The organism is Allomuricauda sp. M10 (genome assembly GCF_020782875.1).
GTDB lineage: Bacteria > Bacteroidota > Bacteroidia > Flavobacteriales > Flavobacteriaceae > Flagellimonas.
Genome location: NZ_JAJGBN010000003.1, coordinates 105888 through 131879 on the forward strand (window position 1 = coordinate 105888; position 25992 = coordinate 131879).

The 25992-nt window shown below is 43.8% G+C and carries 23 protein-coding genes; 14 read left to right on the plus strand and 9 right to left on the minus strand.

Features of this window, described 5'->3' with window-relative positions; translation table 11 throughout:
* Both LKX84_RS09445 and LKX84_RS09450 read left to right on the plus strand, forming a co-directional pair.
* Positions 1–711, plus strand: a complete 711-nt coding sequence (locus tag LKX84_RS09445) for a sulfite exporter TauE/SafE family protein (RefSeq protein WP_228236921.1) — start codon at positions 1–3, stop codon at positions 709–711.
* A gap of 16 nt (positions 712–727) precedes the next feature.
* Positions 728–1996 (plus strand): acetyl-CoA hydrolase/transferase family protein, encoded by a 1269-nt coding sequence (locus LKX84_RS09450; RefSeq protein ID WP_228236922.1) that lies wholly within the window; start codon positions 728–730, stop codon positions 1994–1996.
* An 88-nt stretch (positions 1997–2084) separates the two neighbouring features.
* Here the strand turns inward: LKX84_RS09450 and LKX84_RS09455 are convergent, their stop codons facing one another.
* Positions 2085–2906 (minus strand): universal stress protein, encoded by an 822-nt coding sequence (locus LKX84_RS09455; protein ID WP_228236923.1) that lies wholly within the window; start codon positions 2904–2906, stop codon positions 2085–2087.
* A gap of 18 nt (positions 2907–2924) precedes the next feature.
* Complete coding sequence (gene hemN / locus LKX84_RS09460) at positions 2925–4283, minus strand: oxygen-independent coproporphyrinogen III oxidase (protein ID WP_228236924.1); 1359 nt, start codon at positions 4281–4283, stop codon at positions 2925–2927.
* Positions 4284–4466: 183 nt separating this feature from the next.
* Here hemN and LKX84_RS09465 point away from each other — a divergent pair, with 183 nt between their 5' ends.
* A complete protein-coding gene (locus LKX84_RS09465) occupies positions 4467–6311 on the plus strand; it encodes a CBS domain-containing protein (RefSeq protein ID WP_228236925.1) in 1845 nt (614 codons plus the stop codon).
* Between the two features lie 2 nt (positions 6312–6313).
* The gene (locus LKX84_RS09470) at positions 6314–7516 is read left to right on the plus strand and encodes a succinylglutamate desuccinylase/aspartoacylase family protein (protein WP_228236926.1); all 1203 of its coding nucleotides are present in this window, start codon (positions 6314–6316) and stop codon (positions 7514–7516) included.
* 51 nt (positions 7517–7567) lie between these two features.
* On the opposite strand, the gene LKX84_RS09475 is transcribed toward LKX84_RS09470, so the two are convergent.
* Complete coding sequence (locus tag LKX84_RS09475; RefSeq protein ID WP_228236927.1) at positions 7568–8296, minus strand: energy transducer TonB; 729 nt, start codon at positions 8294–8296, stop codon at positions 7568–7570.
* A gap of 99 nt (positions 8297–8395) precedes the next feature.
* Positions 8396–9355 (minus strand): ROK family protein, encoded by a 960-nt coding sequence (locus LKX84_RS09480; RefSeq protein WP_228236928.1) that lies wholly within the window; start codon positions 9353–9355, stop codon positions 8396–8398.
* A gap of 196 nt (positions 9356–9551) precedes the next feature.
* On the opposite strand from LKX84_RS09480, the gene LKX84_RS09485 reads away from it, so the two are divergent.
* The 5 genes from LKX84_RS09485 (at position 9552) to LKX84_RS09505 (ending at position 14537) form a co-directional block, all read left to right on the plus strand.
* The gene (locus tag LKX84_RS09485; protein WP_228236929.1) at positions 9552–10343 is read left to right on the plus strand and encodes a universal stress protein; all 792 of its coding nucleotides are present in this window, start codon (positions 9552–9554) and stop codon (positions 10341–10343) included.
* A 188-nt stretch (positions 10344–10531) separates the two neighbouring features.
* A complete protein-coding gene (pckA, locus tag LKX84_RS09490; RefSeq protein WP_228236930.1) occupies positions 10532–12148 on the plus strand; it encodes a phosphoenolpyruvate carboxykinase (ATP) in 1617 nt (538 codons plus the stop codon).
* An 11-nt stretch (positions 12149–12159) separates the two neighbouring features.
* Positions 12160–13482 (plus strand): ATP-dependent 6-phosphofructokinase, encoded by a 1323-nt coding sequence (locus tag LKX84_RS09495; protein WP_228236931.1) that lies wholly within the window; start codon positions 12160–12162, stop codon positions 13480–13482.
* A gap of 81 nt (positions 13483–13563) precedes the next feature.
* Positions 13564–13863, plus strand: coding sequence for an HPF/RaiA family ribosome-associated protein (locus tag LKX84_RS09500; protein ID WP_228236932.1), 300 nt, complete (start codon positions 13564–13566; stop codon positions 13861–13863).
* 47 nt (positions 13864–13910) lie between these two features.
* On the plus strand, positions 13911–14537 hold the full coding sequence (locus tag LKX84_RS09505; protein WP_228236933.1) for a hypothetical protein: 627 nt from the start codon (positions 13911–13913) through the stop codon (positions 14535–14537).
* Here LKX84_RS09505 and LKX84_RS09510 read toward each other — a convergent pair.
* The 3 genes from LKX84_RS09510 to LKX84_RS09520 all read right to left on the minus strand — a co-directional run bounded on the left by LKX84_RS09510 (position 14534) and on the right by LKX84_RS09520 (position 17454).
* Positions 14534–14680, minus strand: coding sequence for a hypothetical protein (locus tag LKX84_RS09510; RefSeq protein WP_228236934.1), 147 nt, complete (start codon positions 14678–14680; stop codon positions 14534–14536). The genes LKX84_RS09505 and LKX84_RS09510 overlap by 4 nt on opposite strands.
* Positions 14681–14785: 105 nt before the next feature.
* The gene (locus LKX84_RS09515) at positions 14786–16177 is read right to left on the minus strand and encodes a sugar porter family MFS transporter (protein WP_228236935.1); all 1392 of its coding nucleotides are present in this window, start codon (positions 16175–16177) and stop codon (positions 14786–14788) included.
* Positions 16178–16209: 32 nt separating this feature from the next.
* The gene (locus tag LKX84_RS09520) at positions 16210–17454 is read right to left on the minus strand and encodes a 3-deoxy-D-manno-octulosonic acid transferase (RefSeq protein WP_317206469.1); all 1245 of its coding nucleotides are present in this window, start codon (positions 17452–17454) and stop codon (positions 16210–16212) included.
* A gap of 79 nt (positions 17455–17533) precedes the next feature.
* On the opposite strand from LKX84_RS09520, the gene LKX84_RS09525 reads away from it, so the two are divergent.
* From LKX84_RS09525 to LKX84_RS09535, 3 genes are all read left to right on the plus strand, one after another.
* Entirely contained in the window at positions 17534–18688 is a 1155-nt protein-coding gene (locus LKX84_RS09525; RefSeq protein ID WP_228236936.1) for a DegT/DnrJ/EryC1/StrS family aminotransferase, read from the plus strand.
* Position 18689: 1 nt separating this feature from the next.
* The gene (galE, locus tag LKX84_RS09530) at positions 18690–19709 is read left to right on the plus strand and encodes a UDP-glucose 4-epimerase GalE (RefSeq protein ID WP_228236937.1); all 1020 of its coding nucleotides are present in this window, start codon (positions 18690–18692) and stop codon (positions 19707–19709) included.
* A 69-nt stretch (positions 19710–19778) separates the two neighbouring features.
* Positions 19779–20105 carry a hypothetical protein gene (locus LKX84_RS09535; RefSeq protein ID WP_317206470.1) on the plus strand — a complete coding sequence of 109 codons (327 nt, stop codon included), beginning with the start codon at positions 19779–19781 and terminating at the stop codon, positions 20103–20105.
* Between the two features lie 5 nt (positions 20106–20110).
* Here the strand turns inward: LKX84_RS09535 and LKX84_RS09540 are convergent, their stop codons facing one another.
* Entirely contained in the window at positions 20111–21211 is a 1101-nt protein-coding gene (locus LKX84_RS09540; protein ID WP_228236939.1) for an acyltransferase family protein, read from the minus strand.
* A 209-nt stretch (positions 21212–21420) separates the two neighbouring features.
* Here LKX84_RS09540 and LKX84_RS09545 point away from each other — a divergent pair, with 209 nt between their 5' ends.
* Both LKX84_RS09545 and odhB read left to right on the plus strand, forming a co-directional pair.
* The gene (locus LKX84_RS09545; protein WP_228236940.1) at positions 21421–24219 is read left to right on the plus strand and encodes a 2-oxoglutarate dehydrogenase E1 component; all 2799 of its coding nucleotides are present in this window, start codon (positions 21421–21423) and stop codon (positions 24217–24219) included.
* A gap of 22 nt (positions 24220–24241) precedes the next feature.
* The gene (odhB, locus tag LKX84_RS09550; RefSeq protein WP_228236941.1) at positions 24242–25459 is read left to right on the plus strand and encodes a 2-oxoglutarate dehydrogenase complex dihydrolipoyllysine-residue succinyltransferase; all 1218 of its coding nucleotides are present in this window, start codon (positions 24242–24244) and stop codon (positions 25457–25459) included.
* 70 nt (positions 25460–25529) lie between these two features.
* Here odhB and LKX84_RS09555 read toward each other — a convergent pair whose 3' ends face one another.
* Positions 25530–25970, minus strand: coding sequence for a TIGR02281 family clan AA aspartic protease (locus LKX84_RS09555; RefSeq protein WP_228236942.1), 441 nt, complete (start codon positions 25968–25970; stop codon positions 25530–25532).
* Positions 25971–25992 lie beyond the last annotated feature (22 nt).

A 25992-nucleotide genomic window follows, 5' to 3' on the forward strand; every position in this document is an offset into this window, starting at 1 on the left:
ATGTTGACGTCCGCATTGGTCTTGGGATTATTGGGAAGCTTGCACTGCCTTGGTATGTGTGGCCCCATTGCTTTTATGCTACCGCTAGACCATGAAAACGCGGCAAAGAAAACGGTCCAACTATCCATTTACCATTTCGGAAGATTGTTGGCCTATGGCATCATTGGTATGTTGTTCGGGTTCCTAGGTAAGGGGTTGTCCCTCTTCGGGATGCAACAAAAACTGTCCATTGGGATAGGGGTGCTCATGATCTTGTTGGTGCTCATTCCCGCCAAATATTTAAACGGACATAAAGTGCTGTCTCCCATTTATTCCATATTGGGAAAAGTAAAGTCCAAACTTGGGGGAGAGCTCAAAAAAAAGACGCCCGATGCCTTTTTGACCATCGGATTCTTAAACGGATTTTTACCCTGTGGATTGGTATATATGGCCCTTTTGGGAGCCATTGCCTTGGGAGGTCCCTTACAAGGCGGACTTTATATGATGTTGTTCGGATTAGGAACCGTTCCCTTGATGTCCCTCGTGGTCTATTCCAAAGGCATGCTGGGTAATTCCATTAAAATGAAGTTTCAAAAATTGATTCCGGTATTTGTGGTGCTCATCGGTATTTTGTTCATTGTAAGGGGACTTGGTCTCGGGATTCCGTATGTATCCCCAAAACCCATGTCTTCAGGTGAAGTAACAGCCACCATGGAATGCCATCAACCCTAAAATCTATATATCTAAAGTGAAAATAACAACGGCCCAAGAAGCGGTAAGTGTAGTAAAATCAGGAGACAGAGTATTTTTTCAAGGAGCGGCGATGACCCCGAACGTGCTCATCGATGCACTCTGTGATAGACATACCGAGATCAAGGACATTGAAATCGTGTCCATCCATACCGAGGGCGAAGCCAGATATACGCAGTCGCCCTGCAACACTAGTTTTAGCCTCAACAGTCTATTTGTTGGTGGAAATGTGCGAAAGTTCGTGAATGAATTCCGTGGGGATTATGTTCCCATTTTTTTGAGCGAGATCCATCTGTTGTTCCGAAGGGACATTATTCCCTTGGATGTGGCCTTTATTCAGGTTTCACCACCGGACAAGCATGGCTATTGCTCTTTGGGAGTTTCTGTGGATGTTACGCTGCCTGCACTGGAAAAAGCCAAAAAAGTAGTGGCCCAAATCAATCCACAAGTGCCAAGAACGCATGGAGATGGTATCATCCACATCAATAAGATAGATTTTGCCGTTGAGGTAGATCATCCGATACATGAACATGAGCCAACCGAGATTTCCGAAGTGGAAAAACAGATCGGGTACCATGTGGCTTCTTTGATTGAAGATGGGGCCACCCTTCAAATGGGAATCGGCAACATCCCGAACGCGGTACTTGCCAACTTGAGCAATCACAAAAGATTGGGAATCCATACCGAAATGTTCTCGGACGGCATCCTTCCACTCATTGAACAAGGTGTAATCACCGGAGAAGAGAAAAGAGTGAAACAAGGCAAGATTGTAAGTTGTTTTGCCGTGGGCTCCCGAAAACTTTACGATTTTATTGATGACAACCCGTTATGCGACTTTAAGGAGGCCGCCTACACGAACGATACGGCGGTTATCCGGAAGAACCCAAAGGTAACGGCCATTAACAGCGCCATAGAAATTGACCTTACCGGTCAGGTGTGTGCAGATACGATTGGGTTTAAACAATTCTCTGGCGTTGGGGGACAAATGGATTTTATCAGGGGAGCATCCCTGTCCAAAGGGGGTAAACCCATTATTGCCATGCCATCTGTTACCAATAAGGGAGTTTCCAAGATTACACCGTTTTTACAGCAAGGTGCCGGGGTGACCACCACAAGGGCCCACGTACATTATGTGGCCACAGAACATGGTGTGGTGGATTTATATGGAAAGAATCTTCAACAAAGGGCAAAAGCCCTTATTTCCATTGCACATCCTAATCATAGGGAAGCATTGGAGAAAGCGGCCTTTGAAAGATTTCATGGATAATATTCAAATTAAAGCATAAAAAAGGGGGCAATTTTTCGAAATTGTCCCCTTTCTTGAATCACATGAAACCAATCAAAAATGCAATCCACTAGATTTTAAAAGTGATCACCGGTACTTCGGAATGGTTGGCAATGTCCTCACCAATACTGCCCATAAAGAAGTGGGACAATCCCCTTCTACCATGGGTTGGGATTCCGATCAAATCGGCAGAAACTTTGTCACTATAATTGAGCACACCTTTTTCCACGGTGTAATCATTGTAAATTTCAACAGGTACTCCCATGCCGGCAGCATCCAAAAATTTGGAAATTTTGGTATAGGCATCCCCGGTGCTCAAGAATTCGTCCCCAGGAGTATTGATGTACACCAAATGGAACTTTGACTTGAGCAAGTCTGCCATTTCCTTGGCCTTTTTAAGGGCAGGAAGGTTTTCTTCCTCAAAATCAATGGCAAACACAAAGGTTTTGGGTTTAAATCCTTCAGCTTCACCTTTGATGACCAATACGGGCACATCGGAAGTTCTTACCACTCTTTCGGTGTTTGATCCAATGAAGATTTCTTGCAGGCCATCGGCACCATGGGAACCCATAACAATAAGGTCGGCATTGTGTTTTTCTGCAATTTCGTTCACTTCACTGAACACTTTGTAATGTTTGATCACAGGAGTAACCTTTACATCCTTCAAATAGGGTTTGTTCAAAAAGTCGGTGAATCGTTTTTCCCCAATTTTAAGGAGATGTACCACCTGTTCTTGGGAAATATAGCCTGATTCGCCCATAATTGCTGGAGAAAGTTCCAACATATGAAGCACCAATAGCTCGGCACTGTGGTCTTTGGCCAAAGAGGCGGCCACTTTGAGTGCCTTTTCGGATTGATTTGAAAAATCAACGGGTACGATTATACTTTTCATTTTTTCTGTTTTTTTAGGTTAAACGGTCATGGAAAATATTCGGGTATCTGGTTTTTTTCTATGCAATTTTAAATCGAATGCCATACTGATGTTCCTCACAAATGGCCTTCCTTTTTCGGTTACGGTGATGGAGTTTTCCATTATATCAACAAGTCCATCGGATTCCAATTCGGAGAGGTTTTCATGTATTTTTTGGAAATCGGCCACTTGCTCTTCCTCATTGGTCCATGTAGTTTTAAATTGGCACATGATGTTGAGGATATGTCTACGTAGCACCTCATCTTCAGAACTCAAAATATGTCCCCTAAAAATAGGAATTACTCCATGTGTTACCAAATCTTCATATTCTTCCACATTCTTTACATTTTGGGCAAACCCATACCAACTATCGCTGATGCTCGATACACCTAAACCGATCATCAACTGGGTCTTGGAAGCGGTATAGCCCATGAAATTTCGGTGCAATGTGCCGTTCACCAAAGCCAGGTACAAATCATCGGTAGGCAGGGCGAAATGGTCCATACCCACATCCTTGTAACCAAATTCGGTAAGCATTCTTTTTCCCATTTCATATTGGGCCTTTTTTTCCACAGTGGAAGGTAGGTCTGCCTCATCATACCCCCTCTGCCCGTTGCCTTTCAACCATGGTACGTGGGCATAACTATAAAACGCAATGCGGTCAGGTTTTAGTGCGTTCGTCTTCATGATCGTTTGCTCCACATCATCACAATTTTGAAAGGGCAGTCCGTAGATGATGTCATGGCCAACAGAAGTATACCCGATCTGTCTTGCCCATTCCGTAACGTTCTTCACATTTTCGAAGGGCTGGATCCTGTTGATGGCGCGTTGTACCGTCAAGTTGTAATCTTGAACGCCAAAGCATACCCTTCTAAAACCCACCTCGTACAAGGCCTGCAAATGGGCTTTGGTAGTATTGTTGGGGTGTCCTTCAAAACTGAATTCGATGTCATCGGCCTTTTTGCCCAATTGCAAAATGCCCTCAATCAGCATTTTTAAATGTTCTGGGGAGAAAAAAGTGGGGGTACCGCCACCCAAGTGCAATTCTTTGATCACGGGTTTGGAGTCCATAAGATTTACATACAACCCCCATTCCTTAAGAACCGCTTTGATGTACGGAACCTCTACTTCATGCCTTTTGGTGATGCGTTTATGGCACCCGCAAAAGGTACACATACTCTCGCAAAAGGGAAGATGTACATAAAGGCTGATGCCCTCACCCGGATGTTCTTCAGTGGCCCTTAAAATGCTGGATTGCCATTGTTTTCCTGAAAAACTATCGTCTTCCCAGTAGGGTACCGTGGGGTAACTGGTGTACCTCGGACCTGGCACATTGTATTTTTGAACTAATTCACACATTACTGCATACCTTAACATTATAGGCCAAAATTAGTTTGAGGTGCATTCAGAAAATATGACAAATATCAGTATTGATCCTAATAGAGCCATTTTAAGGTATGTTGGGCTGACAACTATCATATTTTAAGGTGTTGTGGTACAGTAACTTTATGAAATTGCAGTAGCTTTTTAAACGCCAATTTCATGGGAGAACATATTGCCGAAAGCCTTTCCGATGAGAAGGAACGCAAAGCCTTTGTGGCCCATTTGATAGACGATATCAATGCCCTGGAACGCATGATTCGTGATGGACTTATTGAAAACGATAAGGTCCGCATCGGTGCGGAACAGGAAATGTGCCTGATCAATCAGGATTATAGACCTGCGCCTAAATCTTTGGAAGTGATTAAGGCACTGGACGACTCCCATTTTACCACAGAGTTGGCCAGTTACAACCTTGAAGCCAATCTGGATCCCCTGACACTTGAGCAGGATTGTTTCCGATCCATGCAGAACCAGTTGGAAGGTTTGTTGGGGAAAGCCAATGATCGAGCTGGTTTATCCGGAGCAAAGATTTTGTTGACAGGAATTTTACCCACCATAAGCAAAGATGAACTGGGAATGGATTTTATGACCCCGATACCGAGATATTATCGGATCAATGAAATATTGAAAACATGGCGGGGAGATGATTTTACGGTACGGATAAAAGGTGCGGATGAATTATCCCTGCATCATGATTCCGTACTTTTTGAGGCCTGTAATACCAGTTTTCAATTGCATTTACAGATTGCGCCTGAAGATTTTACCAGAAGTTACAATTGGGCACAGGCCATTTCAGGTCCGGTGTTGGGCGTTTGCTGTAATTCGCCCTTGCTTTTGGGCAAGGAACTCTGGAGGGAAACACGAATAGCCCTTTTTCAACAAAGTCTTGATACCCGAAAATGGACCAAGGCCGTAAAGGAACAAGTGGCACGGGTAGGTTTTGGGGAACGGTGGCAGCAAAACTCCGTAGCCGAAATATTTAAACAGGATATTTCTACCCATCGCATATTGCTTACCAAACCCATTGCTCAAAATTCCTTGGATCTATTGAACGATGGAAAAGTGCCCAAGTTGGAGGCCCTCAATCTTTTCAATAGTACCATTTACAGATGGAACAGACCTTGTTATGGCGTTGGGAACGGAAAACCCCATCTCAGGATTGAGAGTAGATACATTCCTTCCGGTCCCACGGTATTGGATGAGATGGCCAATTTTGCATTCTGGGTCGGATTAATGGCAGGCAGGCCGTCACAGTTTGACGAAATGCCAGCAGTGATGGATTTTAGGGAAGCCAAACTCAATTTCCTTCGGGCAGCGATGAACGGTAGGCAGGCCATGTTCTCATGGATGGGCAGGATCGTTTCGGCTAAAAAGTTGGTACGGGACGAACTTTTGCCCATTGCCTATGCAGGATTGCGAAAATTCAAAATTGATGAAGCCGATATTTCACGATTGTTGGGCGTCATTGAAGGAAGAATCAAAAATGGAACAGGGGCCGAATGGCAGATCAAGAACTTTAGGGGTCTCAGGAGTCAAATGAAGCTGGATAGTGCCATTGTGCAATTGACCAAGGCCATGCACCAAAACCAGGAATCCCGATTGCCGGTTCATGAATGGAAACCGATCGAGGGAATGGCCGAGACTGCTGAATCCTTTCATTGGGCGGGACAGATCATGAGCACCAAACTTATAAAACTCTATGAAGATGATTATGCGAATTTGGCCGTGGCCATCATGAAATGGAACAACATACATCATCTTCCTGTGGAAAATAGCAAGGGTGAATTGATAGGGTTACTTACTTGGAGCCATATGGAAAAATTGGAAAGACTGGATAAAGAAGAGGCCAAGGTGTCGGACATCATGATCAAGGAGGTAATCACGGTTCAGCCCAAAACGGAAATTGTAACCGCCAAGAATTTGATGAAAGACCATCAGATTGGTTGTCTTCCAGTTTGCGTGGATAACCATATCGTGGGTATCATTAGCAAAGCAGATCTGTAATCATGTGCAAAGTGCATAGTATAGCATTGAACGAAACCGTTGAGGTGGATCGGGTCCTCGATCATTTGCAAGGAGAATCGAGGGGCCCCACTTTGGTTTTCTTTGGGGGCATCCATGGAAATGAACCTGCCGGGGTTTTTGCCCTGAAACAGGTTTTTCAAGAAATCAGGTCCCAAAATGTCCCCATTCATGGTGAAGTGTATGCCATTACCGGAAATCTTGGGGCATTGGCAAAAAGTTTAAGGTATCAACAAGAAGATCTGAACCGAATCTGGTTCCCGGAACGGATTTCGTCCGTGATGGACAAGGATGTCGTCCAACATCAGGAGGAGGATGAACTGAAACATTTGTACATATTGTTACAGGAAATACTGGAGAACGGAAAACCGCCATTTTATTTTTTGGACCTTCATACCACCTCCAGTGATACCATCCCATTCATGGTCATGAACGATAGTTTGTTGAACAGAAAGTATGCTTCCCATTATCCGTTGCCCATTATTTTGGGGATCGAAGAATATTTGGAAGGTGCCCTGCTGAGTTATATCAACGAATTGGGTTACGTTTCCCTTGGCTTTGAAAGTGGTCAGCACAACGATGGTAAGGCCATTCAAAATTGTGTTGCCTTTATTCGGTACTCCATGGCGCTCACGGAAACTATTTTGGCTTCTTTCGAAGAGAGGGAAAAATTGAGAAAAGCCATTTTGGGGGAAGGGGAAGAAAGTCATAAGTTTTATGAAATCTACCATCAGCATTTGATAGGACCAAATAACCGCTTTAAAATGCTGCCCGGGTTTGTAAATTTTCAAAACATTCCCAAAGGGAAAAGCATTGCGGTTGAAAATGGTATCGAATTGAAAACGCTAAAAGGGAGACAGATTTTTATGCCCCTGTACCAGAACCAGGGGAATGAAGGTTTTTACTTCATCCGGCCTATCCCCAAATTTCTATTATGGTTATCCAAGGAATTACGAAGGTTTAAAGTGGATCATTTGTTGGTAAAATTGCCTGGGGTACAATGGAAATCCAAGGACAAGGATACGTTGATGGTAGATCAAAGAGTGGCTCGTTTTTTTGCCAAATCCTTCTTGCACTTGCTGGGGTACAGGGCCCGTAAGTTTGATGCGACCCATTTAGTGGCCAAGAACAGGGAACGGGCCTCCAAGACCAAACAGTACAAATCCACCGAATGGTATAATATATAAAAAAGGCCCAAACTAAGTTTGGGCCTTTTCTACTTCATCCTGCAGTTCAACTTACTGCTTCATGATGAAGTTAATGGGTATGCTGTATTTAACACTTACGGCCTTACCACGTTGTTGTCCGGGTTTTACTTTGGGCAAAGAAGATATGATGCGGGCTGCTTCATCTTCCAATAACCTATCCGGACCTCTTTTTTCAATTCCGCTTACCCTACCTTGGGAATCGATCACAAACTGTACATAGACCCTTCCGGTGATGTGCATATCCAATGCAGCAGGTGGGTAGTTAAAGTTTTGCTTGATGTGCTCTTGCACCTTTTCGTTAAAACATTCCTTGCGTTCTTCTTGGGTTTGGTAGATTTCGCATCCAGGAAAAACAGGTACGTACTCAATTACTGCAAAGGGTACCACTATTTCTTCCTCCACTTCTTCCACATCCACATCGTCCACTTTTACAATGGCGTCTTCAATGTAGGTGTCTTGGCTACTTTCGGTACTCTCGATGACGGTTTCTTCCACTTCTTCCACATCTTCCACAATCTCAATAACGTCTGGTGCGGAGGGTGGTGGGGGTGGGGGTGTGGTTCTCATCATTTCGGTGATGGGAACATCCTCCTTAAGCTCATCCATTACCTGAACAATTTCTGAGGCGGAGGTTTCCTTTTCATAGACCTTTACTTCCAAGGATTGCCATGTAACTAACAATACCGAAGTAAGGCCTAACATGAAATAAAGACTACTATTGCGTCCTATTTCGGCATTTGGGTTCTTTTTTGGTTTCATGACTTTTACTATTTAACTAGGTTAAAGATAGCTCGGTCCAAAATCAAAAAACATGATAATAATCAGGTTATTAAAATGACAATAATTGATTTGAAAACATCAATTTTTGTGATTTTCCCAAATTAAGGCCGCTGCACCGCAGATAGCGGCCGTTTTTCCTTCCATGCCGGAAAGGATCAATTTCACCTTTCCTTTGTATACTTCCAACAATGACTTTTCAAAATAGTCCTTCAACGGATCCATGATAAATTTGCCACTATTGGTGAGTCCGCCCATAAGCACAAAAGCTTCCGGTTGGGTAAATGCCGTAAAATTGGCCAATGCCAATCCCATTATCCGTGCGGTATAATCAAAGGCCATGAGGGCAATTTCGTCCCCTTCCTCAGCTGCTTTGGTAATATCCTCCCCATGCAGATCGTTATAGGCAATATCCCGAAACCTACTTTCCGTTAAGTATTTGCTCTGCATATACATAATGGTACGTTTGAGCCCTGTGGCCGAAACATAGGCCTCTAATCCTCCTTTTACACCAAGCCCTGTAAGCCTGCCATCACCCAAGGTCATATCTACATGGCCCAGTTCACCTGCAAACCCATCGAATCCATCAATCAATTTGCCGTTGGCAACAATGCCTGCCCCGAATCCCGTACCCAAGGTGATTACTATAAAATCCGTCATGTCCTTGGCGCATCCAAAGAGCATTTCTCCCAAGGCTGCAGCACTGGCATCGTTCATGATGCGAATGGGCATGTCCATACGTTCCTGTAGTTTTTTTACCAAGGGAACACTTCCTTTCCAAACCAGATTGCTCGCATTTTCTATGGTTCCATTTTTACTTGAAGCATTCGGTGCCCCGATGCCACAACCAAGGATGTTGACGGGTTGCCCAAAATTTTTGATAAGATTGTCTGAAGTTTCCTTGATCTTGTCCAAATATTTTTCAAGATCGGGGTAGTCCCTGGTCCTGAAAATGGTCTTATCATAGCATTTTCCTTGTTGATCCACCAATCCCATTTTGGTTTGGGTGCCACCTATGTCTATTCCTATTACTAAATCCATAATTGGGGGTACCTTATTTTGAAGTTTTTAAATATAACCATAATGCCGTCAAAAAAATAACCCAAAGCGCTTTTAAAAGGGCGGAAAATTTGCTAATATCAAGCAAAAGTTTAAAACCTGACACCTGTCATATTTTAGGTCATGGGCTGACTCTATTTTTGAACCAGGAGTTAAGGCATAATTAAATAAAATAGGTATGAGCAGATTTAAAAAAATATTGGTACCCTTTGACTTTTCGGAGGCTTCTTTGAACGCTTTGGAATATGTGGTCAACTTTGTGGGTACGGAACGTTCCATCGAGATTTTTGCCCTATATGTGAGCAGTATGCCCATTGATGATAGAGATGGGGAAAAACTTAAAACCGATTTTGCAAAAGTATTGGAGTCCATTAGTGTACGATTAAAGGTTTCCCCTTCTTTTGCTACAGAAACTGGCAATGTGATCACCACCATTCTTTCGGCCCAAAAGAAAAGTGATGCCGATCTTATCATGATGGGTACCATGGGGGATAAAATCACGGACGAGGCCATTACCAATACCTCCAAATTGGTCCTTCAGGCCAATTGCCCTGTTATTTCTGTTCCTTACGGATGTGCCATTAAAGAACCCAAAGATATCGCTTTGGTTCTTGGAGGCGATAAAATTGATGACAAGGATGTGCTGAAAACCCTTTTGGACATTGCCCGAACCTTTGACTCTCGTGTGCATGTATTGACTATCTACAAAGAATCCGTCTATGCGGAAGATGCCGTTAAGGAACAGACGGAAAATTTGTTGGAGTATTATTTGGAGCATTTTTATGCCGAACATACCTTCAACAAAAACCAAGATGTGGAAGAGGGAATCCTTACCTATATCAAAGAGAAAAATATTGACCTTTTGGCCATTTTGCCGAGGAACCATACCATGAGAAGTACCCCATCCGAAGGGCGATTGACCAAACTGTTGACACTGCATTCCGAGGTGCCGGTACTGACTCTGGATTAAGCCGATCGGGGTCTTGCATAAAGTCAAAGAGGGACATTTCTGTGTTGATGAATGTTCCATGCCATTGACAAAAGGTTACAAGTTCATAACATAGTTAAGGGAAGAGGGGCAATGCCCCTTCTCTTACTTAATATAACCTAATAATAGCTCCCTGATCGGAGCTTCTAAACCACTAAAAAACAAAAGACATGAACACAACCAAAGACCTAAGCAAGTATGGATTGCATCAAGTGACGGCTCATTGGAACCTGGGTGCAGAAACCTTACAAAAACTGACCTTGGAACAAGGTATGGGCGTAGAGACCGAAAACGGTACGCTTTGCGTTAATACTGGAAAATTCACAGGTCGCTCCCCAAAAGACAGATTTTTGGTAAAGGATGACTATACCGCCGATAAGGTGTGGTGGGGCAGGATCAATAAGCCTGTTTCCCCAGAAAATTTTGACAAGCTGTATGATGAGGTTACCAAATATTTGGAAGGTAAGGAGGTATATGTAAGGGATGCTTATGTGTGCGCCGACCCTAAATATCGAATGAATGTAAGGACCATTACGGAATATCCATGGTCCAACTATTTCATCAAGAACATGTTTTTGCGGTTGGAGGAAAATGAACTGGATGGTTTTAAAGAGGAGTGGTTGGTCCTTTGTGCCCCCGGGTACGAGGCTCCAAACCCTTCGGAATTTGGCATTTTGAGCGGGAATTTTTCCATCTTGAACTTTACCAAGAAAATTGCCTTGGTTGCTGGATCTGCTTACACTGGGGAAATGAAGAAAGGGATTTTCTCGGCCCTCAACCTCATTCTTCCCATGGAAAAGGAAGTACTCCCCATGCACTGCTCCGCCAACGTTGGGGAAAATGGCGATACGGCAATATTCTTTGGACTTTCAGGAACTGGTAAAACAACCCTTTCCGCAGATCCCAACCGTAAATTGATCGGTGATGACGAACATGGGTGGACCAAGGAAAATACCATTTTCAATTTTGAGGGTGGCTGTTACGCCAAAGTGATCGACCTGACCGAGGAAAAGGAACCCGATATTTTTAGGGCCATTCGCCCAGGCGCCCTTTTGGAGAATATTGTCTTTAAAAAAGGCACCAAGGAAGTGGATTATTTTAATAGCTCCATTACCCAAAACACAAGGGTTAGTTATCCTATCGACCATATTGATAATATTCAGGTGCCATCTTATGCATCGAACCCGACCAATATTTTCTTTTTAACTTGTGATGCCTTTGGTGTTTTGCCCCCGGTTTCCAAGCTCACTCCTGGTCAGGCGGCCTACCACTTTATCTCTGGCTATACGGCCAAGGTAGCTGGGACCGAAGCTGGCATCAATGAACCTGTACCATCGTTCTCGGCATGTTTTGGGGAACCGTTCATGCCTTTGCATCCAACCGTTTATGCTGAAATGCTAAGCACCAAAATGACAGAAGCCGGAGTGAACGTTTGGCTGTTGAACACCGGATGGAGCGGCGGGCCTTATGGTGTTGGTTCCAGGATTAAATTGAAATATACACGTGCTATGATTTCCGCCATTTTGGAAGGCAAGTTGGATGATGTGGACTATGAAACACACCCCATCTTCGGATTGCATATGCCCAAGTATTGTCCTGGAGTACCCACCGAAATCTTGGACCCCATGAACACTTGGTTGCAAAAAGGGGCATATGTGAGCAAAGCCATCCAGTTGGCACACTCCTTCCATATCAACTTTGATAAGTTTGCGAGTCAAGCTTCCGAAGAAATTTTAAATGGTGGACCGTTGATCGATTCTCACCATACATTGACTGAACACTTGTAAACAAGATTATAGTGAGCGAAACAAATCGTTTTAATATAGAAAACTTGGGGGAATCGAATTTCGACTCCCCCTTAAAATTGAGTACCACCAAAGGGGATAATCTTTTCGATTTTGTAAGTGAATCGGATCGGTTGGTATTCGACCTGTCCTTGGCCCATTACAACCATTGTCTCAATACAGGGGAAGCGCCCATCTGTTTGCAACAGGCAGGACCAAGACAACATATTTATTTTAACTCAAAAGAAGTCACTGCCGCCATCGTAACCTGTGGGGGATTGTGCCCCGGGATCAACAATGTGATCAGGGGAGTGGTTATGGCCCTGCATTATTTCTATGGGGTGAAAAGGATCATTGGCATTCCATATGGGTATGAAGGGTTGAACCCTGAAAAGGGACATGGTTTTGTTGAATTGAATCCCGAAAAAGTGCGGGACATCCATCAGTTTGGGGGAACTTTTTTAGGTTCATCCAGAGGTGGACAAGATGTTGGGGTCATGGTGGATACCCTTCAGAAAAATAATGTGGATATGTTGTTCGCCATTGGAGGTGACGGAACCTTGAAAGGGGTAAACGCCATCGGTGAGGAAATCTCCCGAAGAAATGCCAAGATCAGTGTGGTCGGCATTCCCAAGACCATAGACAACGACATCGACCTTATTGATGAATCCTTCGGTTTTGAAACGGCTTTTGATGTGGCCAGTCCCATTTTAAGGGATGCCCATAACGAGGCAACCGGGGCCTATAATGGCATTTCGATCATAAAATTGATGGGACGCGATAGTGGATTCATTGCGGCATCTGCTTCCTTGGCCATGCCTGTGGTGAACTTTGTTCTGGTGCCTGAAATGAACTTTTCACTTGAAGGGGAAAACGGTTTTCTAAAAGCTTTGGAGGATCGTCTTGAATTTAAAAAACATGCGGTTATCGTTGTAGCGGAAGGTGCCGGACAACAATTGTTCAAGAACAGGAAAGAAGTCAAAGATGCTTCGGGCAATATCAAGCATGAAGACATCGGGGTGTTCCTAAAGGAAAAAATTGGTGATTATTTTAAGGAACGCAATACACCTGTTACCATCAAATACATCGACCCCAGTTACATTATCAGGTGCGCCCCGGCCAATTCCAGTGATAGTGTGTACTGCAGTATTTTGGCCTATCATGCCGTTCATGGGGCCATGGCAGGTAAGACCAAGTTCGTGGCCAGCAAGGTGAACAATAAATATGTTTATGTGCCCATTTCCGAAGTCACCAAAAAAAGAAAGAAGATCGATCTTGAGGGTGAATTTTGGTTTTCGGTTTTGCAAAGTACAGGGCAACCTTTCTTCTTAGGCTAACCGATTGGAACCTGAACTGACAATTGTCATTTAATACCAATTATTGTAGTAGTAGCTTTAGAATATATTAAAACAATTATCATGGAAGTACATGTTCAATATCAGAAAATGATGACCAGTGAATCATTGACCCAATTGTTGAAGAAAAAACTGGAAGGTTTGGAAACAAAATACAGTTGGTTGATCAAGGCCAATGTGCTTTTTAAAACAGAGAACGATAAATCCGGGGAAGGTAAAGTATGCGAGATCGAGCTCAGCGCACCGGGTCCAAGAATCTTTGCCAAATCCAGTTCTGATGATTTTGAAAAGTCCATGGCCAATACAATCGAAGACTTGCGAAAACAGCTTGAAAAAAGACAGGCTACTTTTGCCACACACTAAAGTGGAAAATTGATTATTGCTGCGTATGACATCTTAAATCCAAAGTAATGAAATTCAAAACGTTCATAATAGGCCTTTTACTCCTTATGGGATGTTCCTCTACCAGGCTCGTTGGCACATGGAAGAACCCTGATATTGTCCTTTTTGATGCCTACCAAGTTTTGGTGGTGGGGATGTTTCGGGATGACCATGCCAGGATGGAATTCGAGACCAAGTTTGTAGACGAATTGAAAAAGCAGGGTGTGGATGCCATGCGCAGCATTGATCTTTTCGATGTGGATTTTACCTCTTCCCAAAGATCAGAAAAGGAGATAGAGGAGGTGGAAGAGCAATTATTGGAAAAAGGGTTTGATGCCATTTTGTTCACCAAGGTGGTCGGTACTGAAAATAGGAGCACTTTTAAGGAACACCTTAACAATATTGATAAAATGCTCGTGCGTTTCAGCAATGATTACTTGGAGCACCAAGACATTTATTACGACCCAGAGTACTATGATAGCTTCAATATATACCATGCAGAAACTTCCTTATACTGTATCTGTGTGGGTAAGGAAAGGGATTTGATCTGGCGTGGCGAAGTGGATGTCACCGAACCTAAAAATGTTGAAAAAGCAATTGATTCCTATATCAAGTTGATCACAAAATCAATGGGGGACCAAGAAGTTATTTTCTAGGAGAAACCCAAGGCATCCATCACCCCTAAAAAGTCCAAAAGAATACATACGGGAATCGCTATCAAAATGATGATCAATACAAAGACCATCACCCTTAAAAAGGATACCATAAGCCTATCCCCAAAAGAAACTTCATTTGCCATAATAGTGTTATTTCTATCAATGTACGCAAATATTTGCAGTTTCTACACGGCTTTATTGCCAATAATCGATTAAAGGATGGTTTTAGGGCATGTGCTGTAAACCGATTAATTGGATTTGGATTTCTTCCCGCTTAGCAATTTGCCCAACTCCTCCAAGCTGATTCCTTTGGTTTCCGGCATCATAAACATGACCCACAGCAATTGCAGTACCATCATCACGGCAAAGAAGATGAAAATAGGCCAAGGATTGTCTTTGAAAACCCCAATTTCAGCATCAAGAAAAGTGGGGGTGAGCAAAGTAATCAAGGCAGCAAAAACCCAATGGGTACCAGTACCCCATGCCTGTCCGTAAGAGCGAACCTTGTTGGGGAAAATCTCCGAGATGAATACCCAGATTACGGCCCCTTGCCCTACGGCATGGGATGCGATAAAAATCAGGATAAAGATCAATAACAAAACAGAACTGGCACCGGAGTAGAAACACCATCCCACCATGGCAAGACTTAAAATGTAGCCGATGGACCCGATGTACATCAATTGTTTTCGTCCCAATTTGTCGATCAAGGCAATGCCCACAAAAGTAAATATTAGGTTGATTACCCCAATGGAAATGGAACTGAACAAGGATTCGCCAGAAGCAAGTCCGGCACGCTCCAAAATTTCGGGAGCGTAGTACAACACAAAGTTGATTCCTGACAATTGATTGAAAAATGCAATCAAAAAGGCCAGTACCAAAGATTTGTTGTACTTGCCAGAAAACAGGTTTTCCTTATGCTTTTCAGCGGTATCGTATAGCGCTACTTTGATTTCGGAAAGGTAAACGGTGGCTCTTTCCTTCTCAATGCCCAAAAGGGTTATGGATTCCATCACTATATGATCTGCGCGTTCCTTCATCAACAACCATCTTGGGCTGTTCGGGATTTTCAAAACCATTAAGGTATAGATCAAGGCGGGTATGCCTTCCACTCCGAGCATCCAACGCCAGGCCACATTTTCTTCAAAAACTATTCCGATAAGATAATTGGATATAAAGGCGATCAAGATTCCGAATACAATATTGAACTGGTACATGGCAGTCAACCTTCCCCTTGTTTCCGCAGTGGAAATCTCCGAAATATAAACAGGTGCGGCAACAGATGATGCGCCAACGCCTATACCTCCAATAAACCTGAAAAACGAAAAACTATAGGCTTCTGGAGCCATGGCAGAACCTACTGCCGATACAAAATAGAGTATCCCGATCCAGAACAGAGTGTTTTTTCTTCCCAAACGGTCCGTGGGGATACCACCAAAAAGTGATCCCAAAACCGTACCCCAAAGGGCCATGGACATGATGAAAATACCGTGAAAAGTAAAAATGGAATCACCCAAAAACCAGTTGGTGTTCCAAAGTTCCTTGATGGGCTGGTTGGCCCCGGAGATGACCACGGTATCAAAACCGAACAAAAAACCTGCAAGGGCAGCGGTCAATGAAATTCTGAAAATGCGTTTGTCCATGTTGGTTGAAATTTGTTAAAGCTAACCAAATTTTATAAAAATTCGGAAATATGATCCAGAATGCGATTGGCAGCCCCAACGTTGGTTGTAATATAGTTGGAATTGATGGTGCCCTGCTCCCTTGCTTTTGCTGGATTTGCTATCAGTTTGCTTATCAACTCGTTAAACTTGACTTGATCGGATATCGGTACAATTCCACCTTTGTCAACAAGGTCTTCGGCTTCTTTAAATCCATGATATTGGGGACCGATGATGATTGGAATCCCGAATACGGCAGGCTCCATGGTATTGTGCAATCCTGTGGCAAATCCACCTCCTACATAGGCCGCATCGGCGTAGCTGTAAACCTTGGTCAAAATGCCAATGGTGTCCAACACCAACACATCATAACTTTCTAAATCGGAATCATTCATGCTTGAATAACACACCACCTTTTTTTGAAGGGCACTGGTTATTTTTTCCACATGTGCAGGTTTGATCTCGTGCGGCGCAATCACAAATTTGATTGGTTCCTGAACCGAATTGATGTAGTTGATCAAAATTTCCTCATCTTCGGGCCAAGTGCTTCCGGCCACCAAACAAAGTTTTTCGTTTTTGAAACGCTCCATAAACTCCAAATGGTTGTCCCTTTGCAGAATTTCCGAAACACGGTCTAGGCGGGTGTCGCCACCAACGGTTACATTTTCAAAGCCGATGGATTGCAACAGATCTTTGGAGTTTTGGTCCTGCACAAAAAAGTACGAAAAGGTCCTTAGACTGTTTCGCATAAACCCACCATAAAATTTGAAATACACTTGCCTTTTGGAAAATATGGCCGATACAAGAAAGGTAGGAATACCCCTCTTTTTCAATTGGGCCAGATAGTTGGGCCAAATCTCATATTTCACAAAAATGATAAGTTCCGGTTTGACCAAGTTCAGGAATCGTTTGGCATTGGATTGGCTATCCATGGGTAGATATACCACCACATCGGCAACATTGGTGTTCTTTTTCACCTCATATCCCGAAGGGGAGAAAAAAGTGAGTACAATTTGATGGTTTTGATATTGGGAACGTAGGCGTTCCAGAATGGGGAGGCCTTGTTCAAATTCGCCCAAAGAGGCCACGTGCATCCAAATGGTCTTGGTATTGGGGGAAAGTTTTTCCTGAAGAATTGAAAAAGTCTTCTTTCTTCCTGAGACGAACAATTTTATCTTGGGTTGGAACAAGGCAATGACCTGAAGTCCCATCCAGGCAATGCTGACCATAATGTTGTACAAAAAATGCAATTGCTTCAATTTTTGCTAAAATACATTCTTTCCACAAGAGGGCATTATGGCATCTTAATTTCTTAATTTTGCCACATAATCAATTCCGATGAAGAAAATACAGATGGTTGACCTCAATGGTCAATATGAAGGCATAAAAAAAGAGGTGAACGACTCCCTTGCGGAGATAATGGAAACCTCGGCATTCATTAATGGTCCTTATGTTCATGCGTTCCAAAAGGAACTGCAAGACTATTTGGGAGTGAAACATGTGATTCCCTGTGCCAATGGCACGGATGCCCTTCAGATCTGTATGATGGGATTGGGCCTACAGCCCGGTGATGAGGTCATCACGGCCGATTTTACCTTTGCCGCCACGGTTGAGGTAATTGCCCTGCTGAACCTGACCCCGGTTTTGGTGGATGTGGAACCAGATACCTTCAACATAGATGTCGCGGCAATTGAAAGAGCCATCACCCCAAAAACCAAAGCCATTGTTCCCGTGCATTTATTTGGGCAATGTGCCAATATGGATGCCATCATGGATTTGGCCAAAAAACACAATCTTTATGTAATTGAAGATAATGCACAGGCCATTGGGGCGACCTACACTTCCAAGAACGGGGAAAAGCAAAAAGCAGGTACCATTGGTCATGTGGCTTCCACATCGTTCTTTCCCTCTAAAAATCTAGGTTGTTACGGAGATGGTGGAGCCATTTTCACCAATGATGATGAATTGGCCCATACCATACGCGGTATTGTGAACCATGGGATGTATGAGCGCTACTATCACGATGTGGTAGGGGTGAACTCCCGATTGGATTCCATTCAGGCGGCGGTGCTTAAGGCCAAACTGCCCAAGTTGGATGGGTACAACAAACAACGTTGGCAATCTGCGGCAAAATACACCAAGGCTTTTCAAGGGCAAGAACATATTGTGGTACCAAAGATTGTTTGTGGATGTGGTATGGAGCAGAATACCTGCGATTGTCATGTGTTCCATCAATATACTTTAAAAATATTAAACGGTAAAAGGGATGCCCTTGTTAAACATTTAAATGAAAATGGTGTCCCATGTGGGGTGTACTATCCGGTTCCCCTTCATAAGCAAAAAGCCTATGCTGATGGTAGGTATAATGAAGCGGATTTCCCTGTGACCAACCAATTGGTCAAGGAAGTGATATCTTTACCTATGCATACCGAGTTGGATGATGAGCAGATTGCCTTCATCACCAAATTGGTCATCGACTTTGTAAACCAATAAAATGAAAATACTTGTTACGGGCGGCCTAGGGTTCATAGGCTCACATACTGTTGTAGAATTACAGAACGAAGGTTTTGAAGTTATCGTAGTGGACAATCTTTCCAACGCATCCATCGATGTTTTGGACGGTATAGAGGCCATCACAGGGAAAAGACCCATTTTTGAAAAATTCGACCTTCGGGATAAATTGAAGGTCCAAGAGTTTTTCGGAAAATATGACATTGGCGGGGTGATTCATTTTGCTGCATCCAAAGCTGTGGGCGAAAGTGTGGAAAAACCGCTTTTGTACTACGAGAACAACCTAGGTGTATTGGTGTACATTCTTCAGGAATTGGAGAAAAAGGGTGGTGGCAATTTTATCTTCAGTTCTTCATGTACTGTTTACGGACAGGCAGATGAGATGCCCATTACCGAGGATGCACCCGTGAAGCCGGCGGAATCTCCTTATGGCAATACCAAACAAATAGGAGAAGAGATCATTCGGGATACCTGTAGGGTAAACCCTGATTTAAAGGCCATAGCGCTTCGATATTTCAACCCATTTGGTGCACACCCTTCCATTCATTTAGGAGAGTTACCACTTGGTGTGCCCCAGAATTTGGTTCCATTCATTACCCAAACCGGTATAGGTCTGAGGGAGCAACTTTCTGTTTTTGGGGATGATTACCCAACGGAAGATGGTACCTGTATCCGCGATTACATTTATGTGGTGGACCTCGCAAAGGCCCATGTGAAGGCATTGCAGCGTTTGTTGGATGGCAAAAATGCATCCAACTATGAAGTGTTCAACTTGGGAACGGGTAAAGGAAGCTCCGTTTTGGAAGTGATCCAAAGTTTTGAAAAAGTATCGGGACAAAAACTCAATTACAAGGTTGTGGGTAGAAGACCGGGAGATGTAATCCAGGCATATGCCGATACTACAAAAGCCAACCAAGTTTTGGGTTGGAAAGCCAAAGCCACATTGGATGAAGCCATGAAAACTGCCTGGGACTGGGAGAAAAAAGTCAGAAATTCGGATTAAGGATAAATCCCAAACGTCCCTTTTGGACGTAAATAAGGTATGCTGTCCAATTTCAATACAAGTTTGGAGTTGCTCGAGGTAGTCCAGCGGGAACAATTGTACAAAAAATTATTGCTCCAGCTTAAAAAGGATTTTGACCTTGCCAATGTGCCCATCCAAATAACAATGGATGTAACACCCAACGAATTGAAGAGCCTCCTTCATGAAAAGATCTACTTCCTGATTGTGGAAAAGTTCTCCGAATACCTCAACCTATTATATGTAGTGGATATTTCGGAAAAGGAAGTAAAGAAAATTGCCCCTTCCGATGCAGTGGATGTTTCGGCCGAAGTTGCTTTCCTATTGTTGAAGCGGGAATGGCAAAAAGTATGGTACAAGGCCAAATACAGTCGCTGACCCTATCAAACTTTTACATAGATACCCTTCTTGTCCATAAAATAGCCGACCACCCAACAAGTTAGCATGATCCAAAGGGCGAATAACAGGGATCCCACGTAGCCGCCCGACCACGATATAAATACATTGTCGGCAATCCATCGGTACAGGGAGGAACCATTTATATCTATGGAAAATAAGCTGATCACGAACAATTCCGATAACAGATAAATGAAAAGGGTGTTTTTGCCGAACACTTCAAAAAAGTAGCTCCAACCCTTCGTTTTTTTCATATCGAGGAAATAGATCAAGGTGGCAATGGCAACCAAATCAATTCCGCAGGTAAGCAGCACAAAGGAACTGGTCCATAATTTTTTATTGATGGGTAATAATAAATCCCAGGCCAAACCGGCAAAGATCAGCGCAAAACCAACCATCATCAACTTGGAGATGGTCTCAAAGTTCTGGCCGTTCTTTTGGATGAACTTCCCGGCGAGGAAACCGATGATTACGTTCACAATAGCAGGGAGCGTGCTCAAGAGTCCCTCGGGGTCAAAAGCAATTCCTTCGCCATGGTACATATGGTTAGGGCCGATGAGCCACTCGTCCAATTTCAAAACGGCATTCCCGGTAAGGGTCAAATCCCCAAAACCGATGAGAATAAGGTGATAGGCCACCAGAAAAATAAGGCTCAGCCAGATAGCGGTCTTCAACTTCACAAAATGAAGGATGATCGAGGCGAACATATAGCAGAGTGCAATGCGTTGCAATACACCAAAAATTCGGGTCTCGGCAAAAGGTTTTAGATGTCCGTCATCAAAGAAAGGGAACCAATACATCAAAAATCCCAACAGGAAAATGATCGCTGTCCGTTTGAACACCTTTTTAAATACGGCACCGCTTCCCATGCTCTCGTATTTTTTCATGCTAAAGCTCATGGAATTTCCCACTACAAATAGAAAGGTGGGGAATACGAGGTCGGTCAAAGTAAAGCCATTCCAGCTGGCATGATTTAGGGGAGCAAATGTTGTAGAGCCATTTCCGGGAGAATTGACCACGATCATTAGGGCAACATCCAGCCCACGAAAAACATCGAGGGAGAGATACCGATTTTTAAGTTCGGACATGTTAGGTTGGTTTTCAGGTGAAACCAAGTTATGTTTTTTTTAGTTTATAGGGCTGTTTTGAGTTAAAAATTTCATTATTCAGGCTTTCCCGTTAGTTCTGTAACAGAGTTGTAATTTTTGGACAATATTTGGTTAAAAGCCATTTGTATGAATGGTAAAACCCGTATTTTTGACAAAATTTTCCATAAAGTTTTGGAGAAACAGAAAGAATGGACAAATATTCATTTTTAAATGCTGCGCATACCTCGTTTTTTGCGGAGCTGTACGATAAATATCTAACGAACCCCGATAGTATTGAGCCCAGTTGGAGGGCTTTTTTTCAAGGATTTGATTTCGGTCTCGAAAGCTCCTTGGACGACTTGGGAATTGAATCCGAGAAATCCGGTATGGTCGTGCTTGCCAATGGCAAACAGGTGGAAATGCCAGAAACCCTTCAAAAGGAGTTTCAGGTCATCCGCCTCATTGACGGCTACCGTACCCGAGGACACCTTTTTACCAAGACCAATCCGGTAAGGGAACGTAGAAAATATGAGCCTACCTTGGAAATCGGCAATTTTGGCCTGACCCAAGAAGATATGGGCACTGTATTCGATGCCGGAAAGATTTTGGGCATCGGTCCTTCAACCTTGAAGGAAATCATCACCCACTTGGAGAGCATTTATTGCAATTCCATTGGTGTGGAGTATATGTACATCCGCACCCCGGAACGCATTCAATGGATCCAGGATTGGTTGAACGTGAACGACAACCATCCCAAATTCACTGCGGACGAGAAAAAGAACATCCTCCGTAAATTGAACGAGGCCGTTTCCTTTGAAAGCTTCTTGCATACCAAATATGTGGGGCAGAAACGCTTTTCGTTGGAAGGGAACGAAACCTTGATCCCTGCATTGGATGTGATCATTGAAAAAGCGGCAGATCGCGGCGTAAAACAGTTTGTGATGGGTATGGCCCACCGCGGACGTTTGAACGTATTGACCAACATCTTCGGAAAATCGCCTAAAGATATTTTTAGCGAGTTCGATGGTAAGGATTACGAAGAAACCATCTTTGATGGCGACGTAAAATACCACTTGGGTTGGACCTCCATGCGTGAGACAGATTCCGGGAAAATGGTCAACATGAACATTGCCCCCAACCCTTCCCACTTGGAAACGGTAAATTCCGTTGTGGAAGGGATTGCTCGAGCTAAGCAAGACCATGACCACGTTGACAATGTCTCGGAAGTACTTCCTATTTTGGTACACGGAGATGCCGCTTTTGCGGGTCAAGGTGTAGTATATGAAGTGATACAAATGGCCCGTTTGGATGGTTACCATACCGGCGGTACCATTCATATTGTGGTGAACAACCAGATCGGTTTTACCACCAACTATTTGGATGCCCGTTCCTCTACTTATTGTACCGATGTGGGAAAAGTGACCTTGTCACCGGTACTTCACGTAAATGCAGATGATGCAGAGGCCGTCGTGCACGCCGCTACCTTTGCACTGGAGTACAGGATGAGGTACCAACGTGACGTGTTCCTTGATCTTTTGGGATATCGTAAGTATGGTCACAACGAAGGGGATGAACCTAAATTCACCCAGCCGTTATTGTACAAGGCCATTTCCAAGCATGATAATCCAAGGGACATTTATGCACAAAAATTGTTGGCCGAAGGCATTATCGACAAAGATTATGTGAGTCGATTGGAAGAGGAATACAAAACGAACTTGGAAGAGAACCTTTTGGATTCCCGCAAAATAGAAAAGACCAGGATTACTCCATTTATGCAAGATGAGTGGGAAGGATTTGAGCAAGTGACCGAAGAGGTGATGCTTTCTCCTATGGATACCACTTACGACCTTAAGAAGTTGGATGAGATTGCCACGAGCATCACTGCACTTCCCGAAGGGAAAAAATTCTTGAGAAAATTGGAGCGTTTGGTCGAGGCCCGTCACGACATGTATTTCAAGGACAACAATCTTGATTGGGCCATGGGTGAACTTTTGGCTTACGGATCTTTGATCCAAGAAGGGTATGATGTTCGCATGTCAGGTCAGGATGTGGAGCGGGGAACATTCTCCCACCGCCACGCCGTGATCAAGACCGAAATGCACGAGGAAGAAATTACCTTGTTGAACGAGTTGGGTCCCAATCAAAACGGTAAGCTCCATATTTACAATTCCCTGCTTTCCGAATATGCCGTAATGGGCTTTGATTATGGATATGCCATGGCCAGCCCTAAAACGTTGACCATCTGGGAAGCCCAGTTTGGGGATTTCAGTAATGGTGCCCAGATCATCATCGACCAATACCTATCGGCTGCGGAGGATAAATGGAAATTGCAGAACGGATTGGTGTTGTTGTTGCCACATGGTTATGAAGGTCAGGGAGCGGAACACTCCTCGGCACGTATGGAACGTTATCTTCAGCTTTGTGCCAAGGATAATATGTTTGTTGCCGATGTGACCACGCCGGCCAACCTGTTCCATTTGTTGCGTAGACAGATGAAGGCCAATTTTAGAAAACCTTTGGTGGTATTCACACCGAAAAGTTTGTTGAGACATCCCAAAGTGGTTTCCACCAAGGAAGAAATGGCCAATGGAAGTTTCCAAATGGTTATTGATGATGCCGAAGCGAATGTATCCAAAGTGAAAACCTTGGTATTCTGTACCGGTAAGTTCTACTACGATCTTTTGGAGAAAAAAGAGGAGTTGAACAGGGACGATGTAGCTTTGGTCCGGGTGGAACAATTGTTCCCGTTGCCTGCGGATGAAATGCGCGACATCATCAAGAAATACAAAAATGCCGACGACATCGTTTGGGCTCAGGAAGAACCTAGGAACATGGGGGCTTGGGGCCATATGTTGATGCATTTGGATGAGGCCAAACAGTTCAGGGTGGCATCCCGAAGATTTTACGGGGCCCCTGCAGCAGGTAGCGCAGTGCGTTCCAAAAGACGACATGCCCAGGTGTTGGAGTATGTCTTCGACAAGAGTAAGGACAATATGTTAATTCGATAATACAAGTATAAACTATAGTAGCATGGTTTTAGAAATGAAAGTTCCCTCACCAGGGGAATCCATTACAGAGGTTGAAATCGCCGAATGGTTGGTTGCCGATGGTGACTACGTAGAGAAGGACCAGGCCATTGCCGAGGTGGACTCGGACAAGGCAACATTGGAGCTTCCTGCAGAAGAAAGCGGAATTATTACCCTTAAGGCCGAGGTAGGAGATGCCGTAGCCGTTGGTGAGGTGGTTTGCCTTATCGATACCAGTGCGCCAAGACCTGATGGTGCCGCTCCACAAGCGGAGAAAAAAGAGGAGCCTAAAAAGGAAGAACCCAAAGCGGAACCTAAGAAGGCGGAGCCTAAAAAAGAAACCTATGCTTCTGGTGCTCCATCGCCAGCTGCCAAAAAGATATTGGATGAAAAGGGTATTGCCCCTTCATCCGTAGCCGGTACAGGAAGGGATGGTCGTATCACCAAGGAAGATGCCGTTCAGGCAGTTCCTTCTATGGGAACCCCAACAGGAGGTAACCGTGGTGAGACCCGTTCCAAATTGTCCATGTTGCGCAGAAAAGTGGCCGAACGTTTGGTAGCTGCCAAAAATGAGACCGCCATGTTGACCACCTTCAACGAGGTGGACATGACCGCTATCTTCGAATTAAGGAATCAGTACAAAGATGAGTTCAAGGACAAGCACAATGTGGGACTTGGATTTATGTCCTTCTTCACCAAAGCGGTCATTAGGGCATTGCAAATGTACCCGGCTGTAAACTCCATGATCGATGGCAAGGAAATGATTTCTTACGATTTCTGCGACATCAGTATTGCTGTTTCCGGACCTAAAGGTCTTATGGTACCTGTAATCCGTAATGCGGAAAACTTGACCTTTAGAGGTATTGAGGCCGAAATCAAGAGATTGGCCATCCGCGCCAGGGAAGGGGAAATCACTGTGGATGAAATGACCGGTGGTACCTTTACCATTACCAACGGAGGTGTATTCGGTTCCATGTTGAGCACACCGATCATCAACCCACCACAAAGCGGTATTTTAGGAATGCACAATATCGTTGAGCGTCCCGTTGTTAAAAATGGAACCATTGTTGTTGCACCTGTAATGTATGTGGCCCTTTCTTATGATCACCGAATCATTGACGGTAAGGAATCCGTTGGGTTCTTGGTAGCTGTGAAAGAAGCTTTGGAAAGTCCAGAAGAATTGTTGATGGACGGAAACGTGAAAAGAGCTTTGGAGCTATAATATAAAGAGTAGTTGCTGGTACCCTGAGCGTAGCTGAAGGGTAATTCAATGCTCGGACTGACAAATGCCTTTACTTTTTTAAGTAGAGGCATTTTTTATTGTAGTCGATCACGGCTTTTCCTTTCTTAAGTACGTCCGCGCCTATGATGCCATCTACGGGCAAAGCGTTATGGGAAACCAAGGCTTGGTTCACATGAACCAGGTCGAAGAGCACAATCTTCAATTCGTTCTTTTTCCAGTCCCCGATCTGGATTTTGTTTTTGGTGGAAATAAGGGTTTCCATTTCCGTGGCACCTGCTCCTGCTGCTTTGATGTCGGTAGCTTCGGAGACCATTTTAAATAATTCGATTTTATCCATGCCCACACAAGTGTTGGACGCTCCAGTATCCAAAATGAACTTCCCCGATACTCCATTGATCTTGGCTACGATTTCAAAATGGTTGGTTTCGGTGAACACGAGCGGTACTTTAATGTAATCTTTGGATTTCAGGAATTTTTTGAGTGATGTCATATTGTTGATTGATGTCATGCTG